Consider the following 17,132-nt stretch of genomic DNA (forward strand, 5'->3'; position numbering starts at 1 on the left):
GATGCCCTGCCCCGCTTGTTCCATGAACTCGCGCAGCGCCTGACCGTCGATCCCCGGCACCGGAATGAAGGTGCCCAGACGATAGACGATCAGCAAACCCAGCGTGAACAGGATGCGGTTGCGCAGATCGGTGGCCTTGCCCAGAGCAGCCCAGCTTGTGTTGGCTGCCATTTGTTCTGCTGCTGATACCATAAATCGGTCTCTCTTATGAAAACGCCGCCCGGAACCGTTTTCCGGCTCGGGCGGCGTCTTGGAAAACTCTGTGGTCTATGTAAGCGGGTCGGCGCCCGCTCACAAGCGCTTACTCTGCCGCAGCGGCTTTTGTGACCTTCAGTGAACCGCCCGCTTTTTCCACGGCTTCGATCGCCGCTTTCGAGGCGCCGGTCACTTCCAGGTTCAGCTTGGCGCTGATTTCGCCTTTGGCCAGAACGCGGATACCGTCCAGCTTGCGGCGCACCAGACCCGAGGCGACCAATGCGTCCTCGGTGATGGCCGATTTAACGTCCAGTTTGCCGGCGTCGACGAATTTCTGGATCAGGCCCAGGTTGATGACGGCAAATTCCTTGCGGTTCGGCTTGTTGAAGCCGCGCTTGGGCAGGCGCTGATACAGCGGCATCTGGCCGCCTTCGTAGCCGTTGATGGCCACACCCGAACGAGATTTCTGGCCTTTGATACCGCGGCCACCCATTTTACCCTTGCCAGAGCCGGGACCACGGCCAACGCGGGTGCGTTTCTTGACGGCGCCGGGATTGTCGCGCAATTCGTGCAGTTTCATGTCGCTTCTCCTAAGCCGGATATGACCCCGAAGCGTGATGGGCCAAACACGGCATTTCTTGGTTTTGATTCTCGTGGCAAACACGCCACCGGAGCGCAGTACAGCCTCGCGCCCCGAGTTGCAAGTTTTGATTGCCCGGCAGCAGCGGCTCAGTCGTCGCGGCCAGCAATGGGCGCATCTTGGGGCACAATTCCATGTCTGGCCACAAGTCGCCCGACCAGGCTGTCGGGATGTGGTATTCCACCGTGGTTCTTGCGCATGATCGCCCGCATCCGGCGCCCGTATAGATGGATCGAGACGGTATCCTCGTGAAAAAACCGGTCAAGATTTTCGTTCGGCCGGGCAAGGGCCCGGCGCCGCGAAAAGTTGATCGGGTAAAAAACATGCTCTGGCAGGGCGTATTTTATCTCGCCTGTTTCCTTCAGCGCCCAGGTGAATGCCTTTGGCCCCCACACGCCCCACAACACCTCGGGAACGTTGGTCGGGTTCCCGGCGTCCCGCGCCTCTTCCAGCGGTCGGCGGTGGCGCGGCGGTAACCAAGGAGGAATAAGGTAGGGATCAGTCGTGTACTCGATCAGCTTGGCCAGAGTTTCACTGTCCTGCGGCAGGCCCAGAACCCCAATCGCCACCTCACCCTCGAGATACCCATAGTAATGACCATTCGCCGTTGAATAGGGTTTCAGGCAATAGGCATCGGTGTCGGCCCAGATCAGGTCGGGCTCCTGAGCCAGCATCCGGTAGCGGAACTTGTCGGAATGCGGCGCGGGGCTATTGGTACGCTCATGAGTGATAAATTCGGAATCCGGCAGGATCTCGCGGGCATCACGGTGCTCGACACCCTCGGGGATGTTCGTCACATTGCTATAGGTATAAAGCCGCACGCTGTGGCCCATATCCAAGTAAGACTGGATGCACAACAGTTCCAAAAAGCTGAGCGGCCCCTCGACCCACAGCATTGCAATCTGGAAGTCCCGTGCCATGTTCTGCCCTCTCTGCCCAATGTGTTCATGCCTTGACGGCTTGCCTGCATTGGAGTGACCCAATTCCCGGCGCCGCGCAACGTCGCAGTTGTGGTAGCAACTATTTTCCTGCCCGTGTGGGATCCGTAAACACAAAAGAGGCGCCACTTGGGCGCCTCTGCTTCATATGTTGTCGTCCCGTATCTTACGAGCAGTAGGCGTGCTCGCGGGCGATGTCGGCGATGTCGCACCGGCGGATGCCGATGTCGTTCAACTCGCGGTCGCTCAGACGCTGTAGCTCGGTATACGTGCGGGTGTATTCGCTGGCCCGGGCGCGGTTTTCTTTCACGCGCTCGATCAGGTTTGCGATACGGGCGGTCAGGTTGAAGCCGCCATGTGACAGAGTCGCTGTGTGTGCCATTATCTCATTTCCTTTCGAATGTCGGGGCGTATTCCCCGATGTCACTTACTTGGTTCCTGTCTTGGACAGGGTTGAGATAGGGAGTTCAGTTACCGCTAACAACGATGGTTTTGGACTGGCCGCTATGCATTTTTGGCATAGCGGCGCAAATCAGGAGTGACCGCTACCGGCCGCAAGCCGGGACAGGTTGTCCAAAGCAGCAGACCAGCCACCTTTGTAGTCCTGAAATAGTTCTGGCCCGGCCAGGCTTGTGATCTGCAACGTGACGCGCAGCGTACTGCCTTGGCCATTCGGCATGATTTCGTGTCCGCACAGCGAGACCGAGACCAACTCTCCCTGAATGACCAGTGTTTCGGTCAATGAAAGAAACTCCGGCGAGACCACGTGGAACAGGCTGGTCGTATTGAACTCTGGCGCCTCTTTCGGTCCACACCGCGTTTCCTCACGGCCTCCGGGTCGACAGTCAAAAACATCAATCAGAACTACGCTTTCATCGTCTGGTACGGCCCATTTCTGGCGTAACTCGCGGTCGGTCAACACCTGAAACAGCCGGTCGGGAGCGCAGGCAATCTCGCGTTCCAGGATCAAAGTTTCGTAATCAGCCATCATCGGATTCCTTCTCAATTTGCTCGGCAAGTGCAGACAGGCGATCCAGCCGGCCTTCCCAGAGGTGACGTTGTTGTTTCAACCAACCTTCCGCCTCGGCGATCGGGGCGGCTTCGATATGCAACATGCGAACCCGACCGATCTTCTCCGAACGGATCATTCCCGCGGATTCCAGTTTGCCGAGATGCTTCAGAAACGAAGGAAGAGCCATGTCGTGCGCTTCGTGCAGCTCTGACACGGCCGCTGGGCCAGTGATCAGCCGTTCGATCACAGCACGCCGGGTCGGATCGGCCAGCGCAGAAAAAAATGTATCGAGCTTGTTAGCCATAAGGCTAAGTATTTCAACGCACCGCCCAAGTCAAGAAAAAGTTAGCCGTTTGGCTATGTTTTAATTTTTAGGTCAGGACAGAGGGCAAAAAGGTGTCTACCTGCGAGTTCCTGACCAGGCCTTGGCCAAGTTCACCGCAAAAGGCGGTCTTCCGAAATTCCGCACAAGCGACGGCCAAAAATGAAAACGCCCCCGATCAGATCGGAGGCGTTCATTAGGCTTTCGAAGTTGGCGCTTAGCCGCGCTCTTCGATGATCTCAACCAGATGCGGGATCTTGTTGACCATGCCGCGGATCGACGGAGTGTCTTCCAATTCGCGGGTCTTGTGCATCTTGTTCAGGCCCAGACCGATCAGGGTTGCGCGCTGTTCGGCGGGGCGACGGATCGGGGAACCGATCTGCTTGACGACGATGGTTTTTGCCATTGCTCGCTCTCCTTACGCTTCGGCTTCAGCCGGTGCTTCATCCCGCTTGGGCAGGATATCGGCGACCTTCTTGCCACGACGCGCGGCAACCGAACGCGGGCTCTGTTCTTTCTTCAGGCCGTCGATGGTGGCGCGGATCATGTTGTACGGGTTCTGCGAGCCCAGCGACTTGGACACAACGTCCTTCACGCCCAGCATTTCGAACACAGCACGCATCGGACCACCGGCGATGATACCGGTACCTTCCGGCGCGGTGCGCATGACCACTTTACCGGCGCCGTGACGGCCCTCGATGTCGTGGTGCAGGGTCCGGCCTTCGCGCAGCTGCACGCGGATCATCTGACGCTTCGCTTGCTCGGTCGCCTTGCGGATGGCTTCAGGTACTTCTTTCGCTTTACCTTTGCCAAAGCCCACGCGGCCTTTCTGATCGCCAACAACCACCAGAGCGGCGAAGCCAAAGCGCTTACCACCTTTTACGGTTTTCGACACGCGGTTGATTGCGACCAGACGATCGGCAAATTCCGGTGCTTCTTCACGGTCGCGGCCACGGCCTCGACGGTTTTCACGTTCTGCCATTTGGCATCCCTTTTCTCATGTGGCGCTTGGCGCCGTTTTCTTCAATCCAAGTGAGCCTCGACTGACGCCGAGGCCCCCGGATCATCGGGGCGGATCGAAACCCGCCCACAGGTCTTAGATTTTCAGGCCACCTTCACGCGCGGCGTCGGCAACTGCCTTCACCCTGCCGTGGAACAGGAAGCCACCACGATCGAAATAAGCCTCTTCGACGCCGGCCTTCTTGGCCCGCTCGGCGATGGCTGCGCCCACTTTGGTGGCCGCTTCGATGTTGTTCTTGCCGACAACGCCCAGATCCTTTTCCAGGGTCGAGGCCGAGGCCAGGGTCACGCCACGTACGTCGTCGATCAGCTGAACAGAGATGTTCTTGTTCGAACGGTGTACGGACAGACGCGGACGACCCGCGTTGACCTTGCGAAGTTTGTTCCGAACGCGCAGGCGGCGCTTCAGAAACAGGGTTCTTTTGCTGTTTGCCATTGTGTTCGTCCTTACTTCTTCTTGCCTTCCTTGCGGAAGATGAACTCGCCCTTGTAGCGGATGCCTTTGCCTTTGTACGGCTCGGGACGGCGCCACTCGCGGATTTTCGCCGCGGTTTCGCCCACCAGCTGCTGGTCGATGCCTTCCACAACGATCTCGGTCTGCTTTGGCGCGGTGATGGTGACACCTTCCGGAGCAACGAAATCAACATCGTGGCTGTAGCCCAGGTTCAGCTTCAGGGTGTTGCCCTGCATCTGAGCGCGGTAACCCACACCCTGGATTTCCAGTTCCTTCTTGAAGCCTTCGGTCACACCGGTCACCAGGTTGGCAACCATGGTGCGGCTCATGCCCCACTGCTGACGCGCACGCTTGGACGAACCACGCGGGTCGATTTTGACCACGTTGTCTTCGACCGTCAGGGTGACGTCATCGGTTGCGGTGAAGCTGCGGGTGCCTTTCGGACCTTTGACTTCGATGGTCTGACCCGACACAGAGGCGGTAACGCCGCTGGGCAGCTCGACCGGTTTCTTACCAATACGAGACATTGCAGACCTCCTTAGAAGACGGTGCAGAGCACTTCGCCGCCAACATTGTTGGAGCGAGCGTTTGCGTCCGACATCACACCTTTCGGAGTGCTGACAATCGACACGCCCAGGCCCTGACGAACCTGCGGGATGTCATTGACGCCCATGTATACGCGACGGCCGGGCTTCGAGACCCGCTTCAGTTCGCGAATGACAGGGGTGCCTTCGTAGTATTTCAGGCTGATTTCCAGAGCCGGATGACCGTTTTCACCGGTCGTCTTTTCATAGCCGCGGATATAGCCTTCGTCCGCAAGCACGTCCAGAACCCAGGCGCGCAGTTTCGACGCCGGAGTGATCACGGTGGACTTGCCGCGCATTTGCGCGTTGCGGATGCGGGTGAGCATATCGCCGATAGGATCGTTCATATCTGTCTCTCCCTTACCAGCTCGATTTCACCATGCCGGGGATCTGACCAGCAGAACCCAGCTCGCGCAGCGCGATACGGCTGACCTTCAGCTTACGGTAGTAAGCGTGGGGACGACCGGTCAGCTGACAACGGTTGTGCAGACGGGTAGCCGAGCTGTTGCGCGGCAGTTTCGCCAGTTTCAGACGCGCCTTGAAACGCTCTTCCATCGGCTTGCTCTCGTCATTCGCGATCTCTTTCAGAGCCGCACGCTTTTCGGCATACTGTGCCACCAGGCGTGCGCGCTTCTTCTCGCGTTCGATCATTGCTTTTTTAGCCATGTCTCAATCCTCCCGGCGCTTACGCGTTGAACGGCATGTTGAAAGCTTTCAACAGTGCCTTTGCTTCAGCGTCGGTTTTCGCTGTGGTGGCAATTACGATGTCCATGCCCCAGACCTCGTCGACCTTGTCGAAGTCGATTTCCGGGAACACGATGTGCTCTTTCATGCCCATGGCAAAGTTGCCACGGCCATCGAAGGACGGTTTCACACCGCGGAAGTCACGTACGCGAGGCATCGCGATGGTGATCAGACGGTCCAGGAATTCGTACATCCGGTCGCCGCGCAGGGTCACCTTGGCGCCCAGCGGCATGTCTTCACGGACGCGGAAACCCGCGATCGACTTCTTCGCCTTGGTCGAAACGGCCTTCTGACCGGCGATCGCCGTCAGATCCTCGACCGCGGCTTTCGCCTTCTTCGAGTCCTTCACCGCCTCGGCACCACAGCCGATGTTCAGAACGATCTTCTCCAGCTTGGGGATCTGCATATCGTTCTTGTAGCCGAACTCTTCTTTCAGAGCGGCACGGATGGTTTCAGCGTACTGAGCTTTCAGACGCGGGGTGTAGGTTGCAGCATCAAGCATCGATCACGTCCCCCGTGGTCTTGGCGTAACGAACCTTCTTGTCACCTTCCATGCGGAAGCCGACGCGGGTTGCCTTGCCGTTCTTGTCCAGCAGGGCCAGGTTCGACAGGTCGATCGGCAGAGCTTTGGGCAGGCGGCCACCTTGCGACGTTTGCGACTGGCGGGTGTGGCGAATGGCGATGTTCACGCCATCAACGACAGCTTTGCCGGCTTTGGGGTCGACCGAGGTGATAGTCCCCTCTTTGCCCTTGTCCTTGCCGGCCAGCACGACGACCTTGTCGCCTTTGCGGAGTTTAGCAGCCATGATTACAGCACCTCCGGAGCCAGCGAGATGATCTTCATGAAGTTCTTCGCGCGCAGTTCACGAACAACGGGGCCGAAGATACGGGTACCGACGGGCTCGTTGTTGTTGTTCAGGATGACGGCGGCGTTGCGATCGAAGCGGATCGCGGTGCCGTCTTCGCGACGGACTTCTTTGGCGGTGCGCACGACGACGGCCTTGCGGACGTCACCTTTCTTCACGCGGCCGCGCGGGATGGCTTCCTTCACCGAGACGACAATGATGTCGCCGACGGAGGCGTATTTACGCTTGGAACCACCCAGGACCTTGATGCACTGAACTCGGCGGGCGCCGGAGTTGTCAGCGACATCCAGATTGGTCTGCATCTGGATCATGTGGTTTCTCCCGACCTGTGGGGGCTGGTCTTGTTAAATCCCCCAGGGTTTCGACAAATGGAAAAGTCCCGGAGGCTTAGGCCTCCAGAACCTCCCAACGTTTCGTCTTCGATTTCGGCGCGCATTCGATGATGCGTACGGTGTCGCCGACCTTGAAGGCGTTCTTTTCGTCGTGAGCCCGGTATTTCTTGGACTTACGAACGGTTTTCTGCAGTAGAGGGTGCTTGAAACGGCGCTCGACCAGAACGGTGATGGTCTGTTCGTTGGCGTCGCTGGTCACGGTGCCTTGCAGGATACGCTTGGGCATCTGATTACTCCTCGGATGCCGCGGCAGCGGCCTTTTCGTTCAGAATGGTTTTGACGCGGGCAGCATTGCGGCGGGCCGCTTTGATACCAGCAGTGTTTTCCAGCTGACCGGTGGCCTGTTGAAAGCGCAGGTTGAAGCTTTCTTTCTTCAGGTTGGCCAGTTCCTCGCGGAGCTGGTCCGGGGTCTTTTCACGCAGTTCTTGGGCGTTCATCGCCTTTTCCTTTGCTCAAAACACCAGAAGGCCCCGTACACGGGTCACCTTGGACCTGGTGGATGAATGATAGACATGCGAATCGCCCGACAACGCCGGGAGACCGCAGGATGCCGCCGTATAAGGGTTTGGTGGGTTGGTGGCAAGAGGAAGTTTTGCAACCAGAACCGGGCAACCAACGGGTCACGTCAGAACCTGACCATTTGCGCGTTGTCTTCTGTGGAAACGGGTTTGGCCGAAACTCAAAAGACACGTGAAACCCTTGAAGTATCTTTATCCCGCTGACTTAGGAACGGTGGAAAAAATGGAACTGGTTGTCCTAATTGGGTTTGCGGCACTTCTAGTTGTTTTAAAATCAAGAAAGCCACGCCTTGTCGCCCGTCATAGAGGCCATCAAAAACCTCCGCAAGCCTCCACACGGAACCGCGCAATCCCGCGACAACAGCCGAGTGTTGTTCCCTCCAACCGCGTTCTGACGGGGCGTGCTTATGTGATCGATGGCGACACAATCATTGTCCGTGGAACAAAGATCCGTCTAGCCGGCATTGATGCGCCCGAGCTGGACATGCCATGGGGCCTAAAGGCAAAGTGGACGATGGTCGAAATCTGCAAGGGTCAGGAGATTACCGTCAAGCTGAACGGCGAAACATCCTATGACCGGTTAGTTGGAATTGCATACCTACCCAATGGGCAGGACATCGGCGCGGAGCTGATCAAAAGGGGGCTTGCGCTGGACCTGCCTTTATTTTCACAGGGAAGGTATAGGCATCTCGAACCGACCGGCGCCAGAGAACGGCTGCGGAATGGGGCTTTCGGTCACGCATCGATTTCGGTTCGCAGGACGACGACAGTCGTCGCCTATGGGCGCAGATCAAACCGGCACAATGCCGGCAGTTGAATACGACCCAAGGAGTTCACTCCCACTTATAGTTAAAACTCACCGAAATCCGTTCTTCTTCGGCCATGTTCATGGGCACCTCGTGGCGCAGCCAGCTTTCCCACAGCAGAACGTCGCCGACCTTCGGCTTCATATAAATGAAGGGCTGCAATTCGCGTCGGGCGCCCTTGTGGCGCACCGGCGCGGCCATCATGCGGCCTGAGCGGGGGTCCTCCAGCTTCAGCGCGCTGGCGCCTTCCGGCATTGACACATAGGTCGTTCCAGAAATCACACTGTGCGGATGGATGTGGCTGGCATGCATTCCACCCTCGGGCAGGATGTTGATCCAAAGATCCTCCAGCTTCAATTCCCGGTCATCGAGATCAAACTCAAGGTCTTTCGCGAATGCAGCCACGTGCTGATCCAAAGTCTTCACCAAGTCCTGAAAGATAGGGAACCGCCAGGGCAGATCAGTCAACGAGGCATAGCTGGTGTAACCCGGATAGCCGTTCTTTTCGCACCACTCCTGCCCGGCCTCGTCATCCTCAGCGATGACAAGACACGAGTTCTCCAACTCCTCCGGATCGATCCTTGGTTCGAACTCAGACAGAGCGGCGCGGTAGAGACGGGTAACGAAGAGTGATTCAATCTGTGCCATGGGCGTCCATTACCCCATTCGACGCCAAGGCGCGATAGAGGAACTTTCTTCGAATTTTGAAAACTGCCGCAGCTGTCACAAGTCAATATAGGGCAACGGGTCGCTGTGATGCGCGATCAGCTTCCACGCTCCACCTTCAAGGCGATAGACATTCGTGCCGCGCATCCGGATACCGGCCCCATCGCCCTGCCCCGATGCCTCGGCGACATGGTGCACAGTGGCAAGCGTATCCCCAACCACAACATGCCGGTTCAGCACTTTGATCGACCCGCCCAGATGCGCCCGACCCTGCGCGACCCAATCCTGATCCGTGACTTTCCACCCGACGTGGAACAGATCGGGTGACGGCCCCATATAGATGACATCGTCCGCATGCGACCACAGCGCCTCCATCGGTACAACGTCACCCTCGAACATAGCGTTCAGTGCGGCAAAGAAGCCGTCGTCAATCTTTTCTATCTCTGACGTCGAAACCATTTGAGGCCCCCTGTTCTAGGCTTTTCCAAAATATCAAAAGCTGAAGCGGAGCCTAACCCAAACCATCCGAAAAACAAAAAACCCCGCCGGTTCGGCGGGGCTTTCTGAAGTCTTGGCAAGACCGGTTTACCAGTCCTCGCGGACCACCACGCGGGTCTTGATCGGCAGCTTCATCGCAGCCAGGCGCAGAGCCTCGCGCGCGATTTCATCGTTGACACCGTCGATCTCGAACATCACGCGACCGGGCTTCACTTTGGCTGCCCAATAGTCGACCGAGCCTTTACCTTTACCCATACGGACTTCGGTAGGCTTCGAGGTCACGGGGGTATCCGGGAAGATCCGGATCCAGACGCGACCTTGACGCTTCATGTGACGGGTCATGGCACGACGAGCAGCTTCGATCTGGCGTGCAGTGACGCGCTCGGGCTGCAGGGCCTTCAGACCGTAGGTGCCAAAGTTCAGATCAGAGCCGCCTTTGGCTTCGCCCTTGATCCGGCCTTTGTGCATCTTGCGGAATTTTGTACGCTTTGGTTGAAGCATATCTTTCCCTCCTTAGCGACGACCGCCACCAGCACCACGAGGTGCAGGGCCGTCCTGGAGTTCCTGTGCTTTACGGTCACGTGCCTGCGGATCGTGCTCCATGATCTCACCTTTGAAGATCCAGACCTTGATCCCGATGATCCCGTAGGGGGTCATCGCTTCGGCATGTGCGTAATCGATGTCGGCACGCAGGGTGTGCAGAGGCACGCGGCCTTCGCGGTACCATTCGGTCCGTGCGATTTCGGCGCCGCCCAGACGACCAGCGACGTTCACCCGGATACCCAGGGCGCCCATGCGCATGGCATTCTGAACCGACCGCTTCATCGCGCGGCGGAACGAAACGCGGCGCTCCAGCTGCTGAGCGATCGACTCGGCAACCAGCTGCGCGTCGAGTTCCGGCTTGCGCACTTCGACGATGTTCAGGTGCAGTTCGCTGTCGGTCATCTGCGCGATCTTCTTGCGCAGAACTTCGATGTCCGCGCCTTTCTTGCCGATGATGACACCGGGACGCGCGGTGTGGATCGTGACGCGGCACTTCTTGTGCGGACGTTCGATGATCACACGGGCGATGCCGGCTTGCTTGCACTCTTTCTTGATGAACTCACGGATCTTGAGGTCTTCCAGCAGAAGATCACCGTAGTCCTTGGTATCTGCGTACCAACGGCTGTCCCAGGTACGGTTGACCTGAAGGCGCATGCCGATCGGATTGACTTTATGTCCCATTAGGCTTGCTCCTCAACTTGACGCACCTTGATGGTGATCTCCGAGAACGGCTTCATGATCTTGCCGAAACGGCCACGGGCACGCGGACGACCGCGCTTCATGACCAGGTTCTTGCCAACCCATGCCTCGGCGACGATCAGCTCGTCCACGTCTAGGTTGTGGTTGTTTTCGGCGTTCGCGATTGCGGACTGCAGGCACTTTTTGACGTCCTGCGCGACACGCTTGTTCGAGAAAGTCAGGTCGGTCAGAGCCTTCTCGACTTTCTTGCCGCGGATCATTTGCGCAACCAGGTTCAGTTTCTGCGGGCTGGTGCGAAGCATACGGGTTTTTGCCATTGCTTCGTTTTCAGCCACGCGGCGGGGGTTCTTTTCCTTGCCCATGACTTACTTCCGCTTCGCTTTTTTGTCTGCGGCATGGCCATAATAGGTCCGGGTCGGCGAGTACTCACCGAACTTCTGACCGATCATGTCTTCCGAGACGTTTACCGGGATATGCTTCTGGCCGTTGTACACACCAAAGGTCAGACCCACGAACTGGGGCAGAATGGTGGAACGACGCGACCAGATCTTGATGACTTCGTTGCGGCCCGACTCGCGCGCAGCTTCGGCTTTTTTCAGCACGTAAGCGTCGACGAAAGGACCCTTCCAAACAGAGCGAGACATGTCTTAACGCCCTTTCTTCTTGGCGTGCCGCGAGCGGATGATCAGCTTCTGGGACGCTTTGTTCTTGTTGCGGGTACGCTTACCCTTGGTGTCCTTACCCCAAGGCGTAACCGGCGTACGGCCACCCGAGGTCCGGCCTTCACCACCACCGTGGGGGTGATCGATCGGGTTCATGGCAACACCACGGACCGACGGACGCACGCCCTTGTGGCGCATACGACCGGCTTTGCCGAGGTTCTGGTTGCTGTTGTCGGGGTTCGACACGGCACCGACGGTGGCCATGCATTCTTGGCGCACCATGCGCAGCTCGCCCGAGCTCAGACGGATCTGGGCATAGCCGCCATCGCGGCCGACGAACTGGGCGTAGGTGCCCGCTGCACGCGCGATCTGACCGCCCTTGCCGGGCTTCATCTCGATGTTGTGCACGATGGTACCGATCGGCATGCCCGAGAACGGCATCGCGTTGCCGGGCTTGATGTCGGCCTTGGCCGAAGCGATGACCTTGTCGCCAACCGCCAGACGCTGCGGCGCCAGGATATAGGCCTGCTCGCCGTCGTCATATTTGATCAGTGCGATGAATGCGGTCCGGTTCGGGTCGTATTCGATCCGCTCGACGGTTGCCGCCACATCCAGTTTGTTCCGTTTGAAGTCAACGATCCGGTAGAGACGCTTTGCGCCACCGCCACGGCGGCGTGAAGTGATCCGTCCGGTGTTGTTCCGGCCGCCCGATTTGGTCAAACCCTCAGTGAGAGACTTGACCGGACGTCCTTTCCAAAGCTCCGAACGGTCGATCAGCACCAGCCCGCGCTGGCCCGGCGTCGTCGGTTTGTACGACTTGAGTGCCATGCTTTCTGTCTTCCGTTTAGCAAGCGCGAGGATCAATCCTCGCTATGTGAGAGGCCCCCGTAGGTCCCCAGGTTATAGGGCCCCGAAGGTCCCCGGCTGCAAATATCAGAGGCCCCGGAACGAATCCGAGGCCGCAAGATTGGGTGCGTTTAGCAGGCTTGGGGGTGGGTGTCTATAGCGGCAGATCAAATTTCAGACTTCGTCGCTTCCGTAGCTACTCTATGCGCCAGGAACCAGCAACGAACGCAGTTTCAACGACACTTCGTAGCTTGAAACGCCTTTCGTGTTGAGATTTGACTATCGAAAACTCTAAACAAAGTATCCGGAGAGAGAAGTTGAACAAAGCAACATTGAACGAGGGCGTGTCGATTTTCTTGAGCCATAGCTCGCCCGACAAACCGTTCGTTCGTTCTTTGGCAAACAATTTGAGGGATTCAGGTTTTGCTCCTTGGATAGACGAAGCAGAAATCAAGCTGGGTGATTCACTTATTAACAAAATTTCCGAGGGCATAGATCGATGCGATTACCTCGCGGTCGTTTTGTCGACCTCATCATGTCAATCCGAATGGGTTAATCGCGAGGTGAACATTGCCCTGACTCAAGAAATAAGAGGAAGAAGAGTAAAGGTCTTACCCTTGCTTATGGAGGAATGTGAAATTCCGCCGTTTCTGTTGGACAAGAAATACGTGGATTTTTCTGGAAGTTATGTCGATGGCATCAATGAGCTTCTCCGATATTTTGGTGTCCAAAAAAACGACCCAGACGATAACTTTATGAGGAACTTTGTGTTTCAAGGCCTCCTTCGGCAACGAAATCCGAGCGACGTAGAGTCAATCGACTGGCTGCCCAAAAGGCAATTCAAGATCGCACTTGATAGAATGGCGGTACTGGGAATTGGCATCTACGGAATCGAGGCCGTAGATCAGGATGGAGTGTTAGTAGGCGTTGAAGTCGTGGAGATGCATTCGGGGTCAACGATCTATGATTTTTCTTGGATCAAGGCATTTGTTGATAGCTTCAGCGACGATGGTATACAGTTTTCGGCGACCTATGAAGTTCCCCTTGAACTTTTAGATGCATTTTCAAAGTACTAGTCGAATGGCTGACAGGGTCGTCTTTGCGCGATAGATGAACCTTAGATCAAATAGGGACCCATTTCGGCGGGAAAGATATCTCCGGAAAAAGCTGGACAGGGTCGAAGGCCGCCGCGCTAAAAAAACCCCCGCCTTTCGGCGGGGGCTTTCATCTCTCTCCAAAGACGGGTCCGATCAGAGACCGGTGGTCACGTCGATGGTGTTGCCCTCTTCCAGGGTCACATAGGCTTTTTTGACGTCTTTCCGCTTGCCCAGCTGGCCGCGGAACCGCTTGACCTTGCCTTTGGTCACGGTGGTGTTCACCGCCTTGACCTTCACACCAAACAGCGCCTCGACGGCCTCTTTGATCTGCGGCTTGTTGCTGTCGATCGCCACTTCAAAGACAACCGCGCCGTTTTCGGACGCCATGGTCGTTTTCTCGGTGATGATCGGCTTGCGGATCACGTCGTAGTGTTCTGCCTTCGCGCTCATTTCAGTCGAGCCTCCAGTGCTTCGACACCCGCCTTGGTGAGCACCAGGGTGTCACGCTTGAGGATGTCATAGACGTTTGCGCCCATCGACGGCAGGATATCCAGACCTTCGATGTTGCGGGCTGCGCGGGCGAACCCTTCGTTCACGGTGGCGCCGTCGATGACCAGAGCGCGCTTCCAGCCCAGGTTTGCAACCTGCTTGGCCAGTGCGGCGGTCTTGCCTTCGGCTTCGGCGCTTTCGATCACGACCAGCTCACCGGCTTTGGCCTTGGCCGACAGTGCGTGGCGCAGGCCCAGCTTGCGGAACTTCTTCGGCAGGTCGTGGCCGTGCGAACGCGGGGTCGGACCCTTGTAAATGCCACCCTTGCGGAAGATCGGCGCGTTGCGGTCACCGTGACGTGCGCCACCGGTGCCCTTCTGGCGATAGATCTTCTTGGTCGAGTAGCTGGTTTCCGAGCGGGTCTTCACCTTGTGGGTGCCAGCCTGCGCGTTGTTGCGCTGCCAACGGACCACACGGTGCAGGATGTCCGCGCGCGGCTCCAGGCCGAACAGGTCCGCATCCAGCTCGATGTTGCCGGCTTTCTTGCCGTCCAGTTTGATTACATCAAGTTTCATGCTTCACCACCTTCCGCGGGTGCTTCTTCCGCAGGTGCTTCGGTTGCAGCCGATTTCACAGCAGCCGGGAAAGGCAGGCCTTCCGGTGCTTTCTTCTTGACGGCGTCCTTGACGGTAACCCAGCCCGATTTCGGTCCGGGAACGGCGCCTTTGATGAAGACCAGACCACGGTCGGCGTCGGTTTTGACGACCTCCAGGTTCTGGGTGGTAACACGGGCAGCACCCATGTGACCGGCCATCTTCTTGCCTTTGAACACCTTGCCCGGGTCCTGACACTGACCGGTCGAACCGTGCGAACGGTGGCTGATCGAAACACCGTGCGAGGCGCGCAGACCACCGAAGTTGTGGCGCTTCATTGCACCGGCAAAGCCTTTACCGATCGAGGTGCCCGAAACGTCAACTTTCTGACCAGCCAGGAAGTGATCTGCCGAGATCTCGGCGCCCACTTCGATCAGCGCGTCTTCAGACACGCGGAACTCGGCCAGCTTGCGCTTGGGCTCGACCTTGGCGGCGGCGAAGTGGCCGCGCATGGCCTTCGAGGTGCGTTTTGCCTTGGCGGCACCGGCGCCCAGCTGAACGGCGGTGTAGCCGTCTTTGTCAGCGGTGCGCTGTGCAACGACCTGCAGGTTGTCCAGGTGAAGAACGGTCACAGGGATCTGCTTGCCGTCTTCCATGAACAGGCGGGTCATGCCGACTTTTTTTGCGATAATACCAGAGCGCATCATCAATACCCTCCGATCTTACGACTGCAGCTTGATCTCGACGTCCACACCAGCGGCCAGGTCGAGCTTCATCAGCGCGTCCACGGTCTGGGGGGTCGGATCTACGATGTCGAGAAGACGCTTGTGCGTACGGATCTCGAACTGATCGCGGGATTTCTTGTCAACGTGAGGGCCACGGAGAACCGTGAACTTCTCGATCTTGTTCGGCAGCGGGATCGGGCCGCGCACGTTCGCGCCGGTCCGCTTTGCAGTGTTGACGATCTCTTGCGTGCTGGCATCCAGGACGCGATAGTCAAATGCCTTCAGCCGAATACGGATGTTTTGGCTTTGCATATTAACAGCCTTTTTTCAGGCGTTGGAGTTGAGAGGAGGACGGGCGCTCATCGCCAACCCTCATCGAACCCAAAAGGCGGGAATCACCCCGCCTTCACGTTCTCACCGAGAACTCGCGCGGTTTAGTGGGGTTGGCGCTGTTTGGCAAGGGGGAAATGCCACCAAGCCCCAAATGCGGATTGGCTGGCGAGTGATAAGCCGCCGCGCTGAATCTTGAAGCCCCTACCCGGCTTCAGGATCATTTTGGGATTGCCCCAATTCCGCCAGCTCCGTCCAGACCGCATCCGGGATAGACCAGTCGGCCCATTCGAATGTCTGGTCCACGTGCTGCGGCCATGTCGCGCCGCAAATTGTCGAAGCTATATCTGCGTTTTTGACCGAGAATTGCAACGCAAGCGCCCCCAACGGGACATCGTAGCGGGAACAGATACTCTCGACAGCACGAACCGGGCCCAGAACTTCTTCGGTCGCCGGCTGATAGACGTAGAAATGATGAGCGGAACTTCCCTTGGCCAATATTCCTCCGGAATAGGGCGCCGCATTCAGAACGGTCACTCCCTTGGAACGCGCGAGTTCAATCAGCGGAGCGGAATTCACATTGACGACTGTATGCCTGTTGTGCGTCAGAAGGACGTCGAACTCACGATCGCGTAGCATAGGCATCAGGACGTCAATTCGACCACCAGCAAGCCCCACAGCTTTTGCCAGGCCTTCTTCCTTCATCCGAAACAGCTCATCAAGCGCGCCGCCCGTGCCGGTCACTTTGGAAAGATCTGCGGCGTATTCAGGGTCATGAAGGTGAAGAATATCCACCTGGTCAACGCCAAGGGCTTCAAGGCTTGCTTCAAGCGACCTTCGCGCTTGTGTCGCATCAAACCTGTTGCTCTCCTTATCCCGGTCCAGTTTCGTGGACAGAACCCTACCCTCGGGCCACCCGCCCAATTCGCGAATGACTTGCCCGATACGTTCTTCGCTTCGGCCCAACGCATACCCGCGCGCTGTATCAATGAAGCCGTCCGGACGCTGTAGAATTGCCCTGATGGTATCCAGTGCACGGCTTTCGTCTACTTCGTATCCATATATCTGTGGAATGCTTCCCAGCCCTGTTGAACCGAACCCTATTTGCGGCAACCTGACCCCAGTCCGGCCGATTTCAACATGCTTGGTCATCCCACCATCCTCCCCTACTGGACAATTCTGACTGCAATTGTGTCGAGGGGCGCCGCTCAACGCAAGCTTGGCGTATTCGCGTGCAACACCAAGATCGGCGCAACCAATGTTTTGGGAACTTAACGAAAAAGGCCGCCCCGGTTTGGGACGGCCTTCTTTGGTTTCTCACCAAGTTGCTTTCAGCTGGCTTCGCTTTGGAAAACCGCCTGCCGCAACCGGGCGCGACAAGCGCGCCTTACTCGATGATTTTGGACACGACGCCTGCGCCGACGGTGCGGCCGCCTTCGCGGATGGCGAAGCGCAGACCGTTTTCCATGGCGATCGGGGCGATCAGCTCAACG

31 protein-coding genes and 1 pseudogene are annotated in these 17,132 nt (G+C 57.6%); 2 read left to right on the forward strand and 30 right to left on the reverse strand.

Annotated features, from left to right (window positions below):
- The 17 genes and pseudogenes from AC2FM5_RS15620 to rpmC form a co-directional block, all read right to left on the reverse strand.
- Nucleotides 1-192 (reverse strand): annotated as a pseudogene (locus tag AC2FM5_RS15620) (preprotein translocase subunit SecY); the annotation flags it as partial.
- A 109-nt stretch (nucleotides 193-301) separates the two neighbouring features.
- Nucleotides 302-775 carry a 50S ribosomal protein L15 gene (gene rplO, locus AC2FM5_RS15625; RefSeq protein WP_170342955.1) on the reverse strand — a complete coding sequence of 158 codons (474 nt, stop codon included), beginning with the start codon at nucleotides 773-775 and terminating at the stop codon, nucleotides 302-304.
- A gap of 149 nt (nucleotides 776-924) precedes the next feature.
- The gene (locus tag AC2FM5_RS15630) at nucleotides 925-1,755 is read right to left on the reverse strand and encodes a hypothetical protein (RefSeq protein ID WP_496736688.1); all 831 of its coding nucleotides are present in this window, start codon (nucleotides 1,753-1,755) and stop codon (nucleotides 925-927) included.
- Between the two features lie 184 nt (nucleotides 1,756-1,939).
- Entirely contained in the window at nucleotides 1,940-2,155 is a 216-nt protein-coding gene (locus AC2FM5_RS15635) for a DUF1127 domain-containing protein (protein ID WP_496736690.1), read from the reverse strand.
- Nucleotides 2,156-2,305: 150 nt separating this feature from the next.
- Nucleotides 2,306-2,761, reverse strand: coding sequence for an SRPBCC domain-containing protein (locus tag AC2FM5_RS15640; RefSeq protein ID WP_496736692.1), 456 nt, complete (start codon nucleotides 2,759-2,761; stop codon nucleotides 2,306-2,308).
- A complete protein-coding gene (locus AC2FM5_RS15645; protein ID WP_170342961.1) occupies nucleotides 2,754-3,089 on the reverse strand; it encodes an ArsR/SmtB family transcription factor in 336 nt (111 codons plus the stop codon). Before AC2FM5_RS15645 ends, AC2FM5_RS15640 begins: the two co-directional genes overlap by 8 nt.
- A 235-nt stretch (nucleotides 3,090-3,324) precedes the next feature.
- Nucleotides 3,325-3,513, reverse strand: a complete 189-nt coding sequence (gene rpmD / locus AC2FM5_RS15650) for a 50S ribosomal protein L30 (protein WP_093965366.1) — start codon at nucleotides 3,511-3,513, stop codon at nucleotides 3,325-3,327.
- A 12-nt stretch (nucleotides 3,514-3,525) separates the two neighbouring features.
- Nucleotides 3,526-4,089, reverse strand: a complete 564-nt coding sequence (rpsE, locus tag AC2FM5_RS15655; protein ID WP_093965365.1) for a 30S ribosomal protein S5 — start codon at nucleotides 4,087-4,089, stop codon at nucleotides 3,526-3,528.
- Between the two features lie 114 nt (nucleotides 4,090-4,203).
- On the reverse strand, nucleotides 4,204-4,563 hold the full coding sequence (gene rplR / locus AC2FM5_RS15660; protein WP_170361687.1) for a 50S ribosomal protein L18: 360 nt from the start codon (nucleotides 4,561-4,563) through the stop codon (nucleotides 4,204-4,206).
- An 11-nt stretch (nucleotides 4,564-4,574) separates the two neighbouring features.
- Nucleotides 4,575-5,108 carry a 50S ribosomal protein L6 gene (gene rplF / locus AC2FM5_RS15665; RefSeq protein WP_093965363.1) on the reverse strand — a complete coding sequence of 178 codons (534 nt, stop codon included), beginning with the start codon at nucleotides 5,106-5,108 and terminating at the stop codon, nucleotides 4,575-4,577.
- Between the two features lie 11 nt (nucleotides 5,109-5,119).
- Complete coding sequence (gene rpsH / locus AC2FM5_RS15670) at nucleotides 5,120-5,512, reverse strand: 30S ribosomal protein S8 (protein ID WP_093965361.1); 393 nt, start codon at nucleotides 5,510-5,512, stop codon at nucleotides 5,120-5,122.
- Between the two features lie 13 nt (nucleotides 5,513-5,525).
- Nucleotides 5,526-5,831, reverse strand: a complete 306-nt coding sequence (gene rpsN, locus AC2FM5_RS15675) for a 30S ribosomal protein S14 (protein WP_093965360.1) — start codon at nucleotides 5,829-5,831, stop codon at nucleotides 5,526-5,528.
- Nucleotides 5,832-5,850: 19 nt separating this feature from the next.
- Nucleotides 5,851-6,411, reverse strand: coding sequence for a 50S ribosomal protein L5 (gene rplE / locus AC2FM5_RS15680; protein ID WP_093965358.1), 561 nt, complete (start codon nucleotides 6,409-6,411; stop codon nucleotides 5,851-5,853).
- The gene (gene rplX, locus AC2FM5_RS15685; RefSeq protein ID WP_093965356.1) at nucleotides 6,404-6,715 is read right to left on the reverse strand and encodes a 50S ribosomal protein L24; all 312 of its coding nucleotides are present in this window, start codon (nucleotides 6,713-6,715) and stop codon (nucleotides 6,404-6,406) included. Before rplX ends, rplE begins: the two co-directional genes overlap by 8 nt.
- A gap of 2 nt (nucleotides 6,716-6,717) precedes the next feature.
- Nucleotides 6,718-7,086 (reverse strand): 50S ribosomal protein L14, encoded by a 369-nt coding sequence (gene rplN, locus AC2FM5_RS15690; protein WP_005621870.1) that lies wholly within the window; start codon nucleotides 7,084-7,086, stop codon nucleotides 6,718-6,720.
- A gap of 76 nt (nucleotides 7,087-7,162) precedes the next feature.
- Nucleotides 7,163-7,393 (reverse strand): 30S ribosomal protein S17, encoded by a 231-nt coding sequence (gene rpsQ, locus AC2FM5_RS15695; protein ID WP_170342963.1) that lies wholly within the window; start codon nucleotides 7,391-7,393, stop codon nucleotides 7,163-7,165.
- A gap of 4 nt (nucleotides 7,394-7,397) precedes the next feature.
- Nucleotides 7,398-7,604 carry a 50S ribosomal protein L29 gene (rpmC, locus tag AC2FM5_RS15700; protein WP_093965352.1) on the reverse strand — a complete coding sequence of 69 codons (207 nt, stop codon included), beginning with the start codon at nucleotides 7,602-7,604 and terminating at the stop codon, nucleotides 7,398-7,400.
- Nucleotides 7,605-7,866: 262 nt separating this feature from the next.
- On the opposite strand from rpmC, the gene AC2FM5_RS15705 reads away from it, so the two are divergent.
- Complete coding sequence (locus AC2FM5_RS15705; protein WP_170343459.1) at nucleotides 7,867-8,502, forward strand: thermonuclease family protein; 636 nt, start codon at nucleotides 7,867-7,869, stop codon at nucleotides 8,500-8,502.
- 16 nt (nucleotides 8,503-8,518) lie between these two features.
- Here the strand turns inward: AC2FM5_RS15705 and AC2FM5_RS15710 are convergent, their stop codons facing one another.
- The 7 genes from AC2FM5_RS15710 to rplB all read right to left on the reverse strand — a co-directional run bounded on the left by AC2FM5_RS15710 (nucleotide 8,519) and on the right by rplB (nucleotide 12,387).
- The gene (locus AC2FM5_RS15710; protein ID WP_496736699.1) at nucleotides 8,519-9,139 is read right to left on the reverse strand and encodes a 2OG-Fe(II) oxygenase family protein; all 621 of its coding nucleotides are present in this window, start codon (nucleotides 9,137-9,139) and stop codon (nucleotides 8,519-8,521) included.
- A gap of 75 nt (nucleotides 9,140-9,214) precedes the next feature.
- Nucleotides 9,215-9,616 (reverse strand): YybH family protein, encoded by a 402-nt coding sequence (locus AC2FM5_RS15715; protein ID WP_170367996.1) that lies wholly within the window; start codon nucleotides 9,614-9,616, stop codon nucleotides 9,215-9,217.
- 126 nt (nucleotides 9,617-9,742) lie between these two features.
- Nucleotides 9,743-10,156 carry a 50S ribosomal protein L16 gene (gene rplP / locus AC2FM5_RS15720; protein WP_005980704.1) on the reverse strand — a complete coding sequence of 138 codons (414 nt, stop codon included), beginning with the start codon at nucleotides 10,154-10,156 and terminating at the stop codon, nucleotides 9,743-9,745.
- Between the two features lie 12 nt (nucleotides 10,157-10,168).
- On the reverse strand, nucleotides 10,169-10,879 hold the full coding sequence (gene rpsC, locus AC2FM5_RS15725) for a 30S ribosomal protein S3 (protein WP_093965346.1): 711 nt from the start codon (nucleotides 10,877-10,879) through the stop codon (nucleotides 10,169-10,171).
- Nucleotides 10,879-11,259, reverse strand: a complete 381-nt coding sequence (gene rplV, locus AC2FM5_RS15730; RefSeq protein ID WP_039538267.1) for a 50S ribosomal protein L22 — start codon at nucleotides 11,257-11,259, stop codon at nucleotides 10,879-10,881. Before rplV ends, rpsC begins: the two co-directional genes overlap by 1 nt.
- A gap of 3 nt (nucleotides 11,260-11,262) precedes the next feature.
- A complete protein-coding gene (gene rpsS, locus AC2FM5_RS15735) occupies nucleotides 11,263-11,541 on the reverse strand; it encodes a 30S ribosomal protein S19 (protein ID WP_005980699.1) in 279 nt (92 codons plus the stop codon).
- A gap of 3 nt (nucleotides 11,542-11,544) precedes the next feature.
- Nucleotides 11,545-12,387 carry a 50S ribosomal protein L2 gene (gene rplB, locus AC2FM5_RS15740; protein ID WP_093965344.1) on the reverse strand — a complete coding sequence of 281 codons (843 nt, stop codon included), beginning with the start codon at nucleotides 12,385-12,387 and terminating at the stop codon, nucleotides 11,545-11,547.
- 335 nt (nucleotides 12,388-12,722) lie between these two features.
- Here rplB and AC2FM5_RS15745 point away from each other — a divergent pair, with 335 nt between their 5' ends.
- Nucleotides 12,723-13,481, forward strand: a complete 759-nt coding sequence (locus AC2FM5_RS15745) for a toll/interleukin-1 receptor domain-containing protein (protein ID WP_496736701.1) — start codon at nucleotides 12,723-12,725, stop codon at nucleotides 13,479-13,481.
- Nucleotides 13,482-13,655: 174 nt separating this feature from the next.
- Here the strand turns inward: AC2FM5_RS15745 and AC2FM5_RS15750 are convergent, their stop codons facing one another.
- The 6 genes from AC2FM5_RS15750 to AC2FM5_RS15775 form a co-directional block, all read right to left on the reverse strand.
- Entirely contained in the window at nucleotides 13,656-13,952 is a 297-nt protein-coding gene (locus AC2FM5_RS15750) for a 50S ribosomal protein L23 (RefSeq protein WP_093965341.1), read from the reverse strand.
- Nucleotides 13,949-14,566 (reverse strand): 50S ribosomal protein L4, encoded by a 618-nt coding sequence (gene rplD, locus AC2FM5_RS15755; RefSeq protein WP_170342972.1) that lies wholly within the window; start codon nucleotides 14,564-14,566, stop codon nucleotides 13,949-13,951. Before rplD ends, AC2FM5_RS15750 begins: the two co-directional genes overlap by 4 nt.
- The gene (gene rplC, locus AC2FM5_RS15760; RefSeq protein ID WP_170343454.1) at nucleotides 14,563-15,288 is read right to left on the reverse strand and encodes a 50S ribosomal protein L3; all 726 of its coding nucleotides are present in this window, start codon (nucleotides 15,286-15,288) and stop codon (nucleotides 14,563-14,565) included. Before rplC ends, rplD begins: the two co-directional genes overlap by 4 nt.
- An 18-nt stretch (nucleotides 15,289-15,306) precedes the next feature.
- Nucleotides 15,307-15,621: a 30S ribosomal protein S10 gene (rpsJ, locus tag AC2FM5_RS15765; RefSeq protein WP_008756422.1), complete on the reverse strand. Its 315-nt coding sequence runs from the start codon at nucleotides 15,619-15,621 to the stop codon at nucleotides 15,307-15,309.
- 222 nt (nucleotides 15,622-15,843) lie between these two features.
- Nucleotides 15,844-16,791 (reverse strand): aldo/keto reductase, encoded by a 948-nt coding sequence (locus AC2FM5_RS15770; protein ID WP_496736703.1) that lies wholly within the window; start codon nucleotides 16,789-16,791, stop codon nucleotides 15,844-15,846.
- 235 nt (nucleotides 16,792-17,026) lie between these two features.
- Nucleotides 17,027-17,132, reverse strand: a 106-nt coding sequence (locus AC2FM5_RS15775; RefSeq protein ID WP_143030536.1) for an EF-Tu C-terminal domain-related protein, incomplete at its 5' end; no start/stop codon positions are given.

This window comes from Ruegeria sp. BHSA162, from assembly GCF_059613385.1.

Excerpts from the sequence above, each read along its gene's own strand:
- rplO (WP_170342955.1), bottom strand. The coding sequence starts at position 775 with ATGAAACTGCACGAATTGCGCGACAATCCCGGCGCCGTCAAGAAACGC.
- AC2FM5_RS15630 (WP_496736688.1), bottom strand. The coding sequence starts at position 1,755 with ATGGCACGGGACTTCCAGATTGCAATGCTGTGGGTCGAGGGGCCGCTC.
- AC2FM5_RS15635 (WP_496736690.1), bottom strand. The coding sequence starts at position 2,155 with ATGGCACACACAGCGACTCTGTCACATGGCGGCTTCAACCTGACCGCC.
- AC2FM5_RS15640 (WP_496736692.1), bottom strand. The coding sequence starts at position 2,761 with ATGGCTGATTACGAAACTTTGATCCTGGAACGCGAGATTGCCTGCGCT.
- AC2FM5_RS15645 (WP_170342961.1), bottom strand. The coding sequence starts at position 3,089 with ATGGCTAACAAGCTCGATACATTTTTTTCTGCGCTGGCCGATCCGACC.
- rpmD (WP_093965366.1), bottom strand. The coding sequence starts at position 3,513 with ATGGCAAAAACCATCGTCGTCAAGCAGATCGGTTCCCCGATCCGTCGC.
- rpsE (WP_093965365.1), bottom strand. The coding sequence starts at position 4,089 with ATGGCAGAACGTGAAAACCGTCGAGGCCGTGGCCGCGACCGTGAAGAA.
- rplR (WP_170361687.1), bottom strand. The coding sequence starts at position 4,563 with ATGGCAAACAGCAAAAGAACCCTGTTTCTGAAGCGCCGCCTGCGCGTT.
- rplF (WP_093965363.1), bottom strand. The coding sequence starts at position 5,108 with ATGTCTCGTATTGGTAAGAAACCGGTCGAGCTGCCCAGCGGCGTTACC.
- rpsH (WP_093965361.1), bottom strand. The coding sequence starts at position 5,512 with ATGAACGATCCTATCGGCGATATGCTCACCCGCATCCGCAACGCGCAA.
- rpsN (WP_093965360.1), bottom strand. The coding sequence starts at position 5,831 with ATGGCTAAAAAAGCAATGATCGAACGCGAGAAGAAGCGCGCACGCCTG.
- rplE (WP_093965358.1), bottom strand. The coding sequence starts at position 6,411 with ATGCTTGATGCTGCAACCTACACCCCGCGTCTGAAAGCTCAGTACGCT.
- rplX (WP_093965356.1), bottom strand. The coding sequence starts at position 6,715 with ATGGCTGCTAAACTCCGCAAAGGCGACAAGGTCGTCGTGCTGGCCGGC.
- rplN (WP_005621870.1), bottom strand. The coding sequence starts at position 7,086 with ATGATCCAGATGCAGACCAATCTGGATGTCGCTGACAACTCCGGCGCC.
- rpsQ (WP_170342963.1), bottom strand. The coding sequence starts at position 7,393 with ATGCCCAAGCGTATCCTGCAAGGCACCGTGACCAGCGACGCCAACGAA.
- rpmC (WP_093965352.1), bottom strand. The coding sequence starts at position 7,604 with ATGAACGCCCAAGAACTGCGTGAAAAGACCCCGGACCAGCTCCGCGAG.
- AC2FM5_RS15710 (WP_496736699.1), bottom strand. The coding sequence starts at position 9,139 with ATGGCACAGATTGAATCACTCTTCGTTACCCGTCTCTACCGCGCCGCT.
- AC2FM5_RS15715 (WP_170367996.1), bottom strand. The coding sequence starts at position 9,616 with ATGGTTTCGACGTCAGAGATAGAAAAGATTGACGACGGCTTCTTTGCC.
- rplP (WP_005980704.1), bottom strand. The coding sequence starts at position 10,156 with ATGCTTCAACCAAAGCGTACAAAATTCCGCAAGATGCACAAAGGCCGG.
- rpsC (WP_093965346.1), bottom strand. The coding sequence starts at position 10,879 with ATGGGACATAAAGTCAATCCGATCGGCATGCGCCTTCAGGTCAACCGT.
- rplV (WP_039538267.1), bottom strand. The coding sequence starts at position 11,259 with ATGGGCAAGGAAAAGAACCCCCGCCGCGTGGCTGAAAACGAAGCAATG.
- rpsS (WP_005980699.1), bottom strand. The coding sequence starts at position 11,541 with ATGTCTCGCTCTGTTTGGAAGGGTCCTTTCGTCGACGCTTACGTGCTG.
- rplB (WP_093965344.1), bottom strand. The coding sequence starts at position 12,387 with ATGGCACTCAAGTCGTACAAACCGACGACGCCGGGCCAGCGCGGGCTG.
- AC2FM5_RS15750 (WP_093965341.1), bottom strand. The coding sequence starts at position 13,952 with ATGAGCGCGAAGGCAGAACACTACGACGTGATCCGCAAGCCGATCATC.
- rplD (WP_170342972.1), bottom strand. The coding sequence starts at position 14,566 with ATGAAACTTGATGTAATCAAACTGGACGGCAAGAAAGCCGGCAACATC.
- rplC (WP_170343454.1), bottom strand. The coding sequence starts at position 15,288 with ATGCGCTCTGGTATTATCGCAAAAAAAGTCGGCATGACCCGCCTGTTC.
- rpsJ (WP_008756422.1), bottom strand. The coding sequence starts at position 15,621 with ATGCAAAGCCAAAACATCCGTATTCGGCTGAAGGCATTTGACTATCGC.
- AC2FM5_RS15770 (WP_496736703.1), bottom strand. The coding sequence starts at position 16,791 with ATGACCAAGCATGTTGAAATCGGCCGGACTGGGGTCAGGTTGCCGCAA.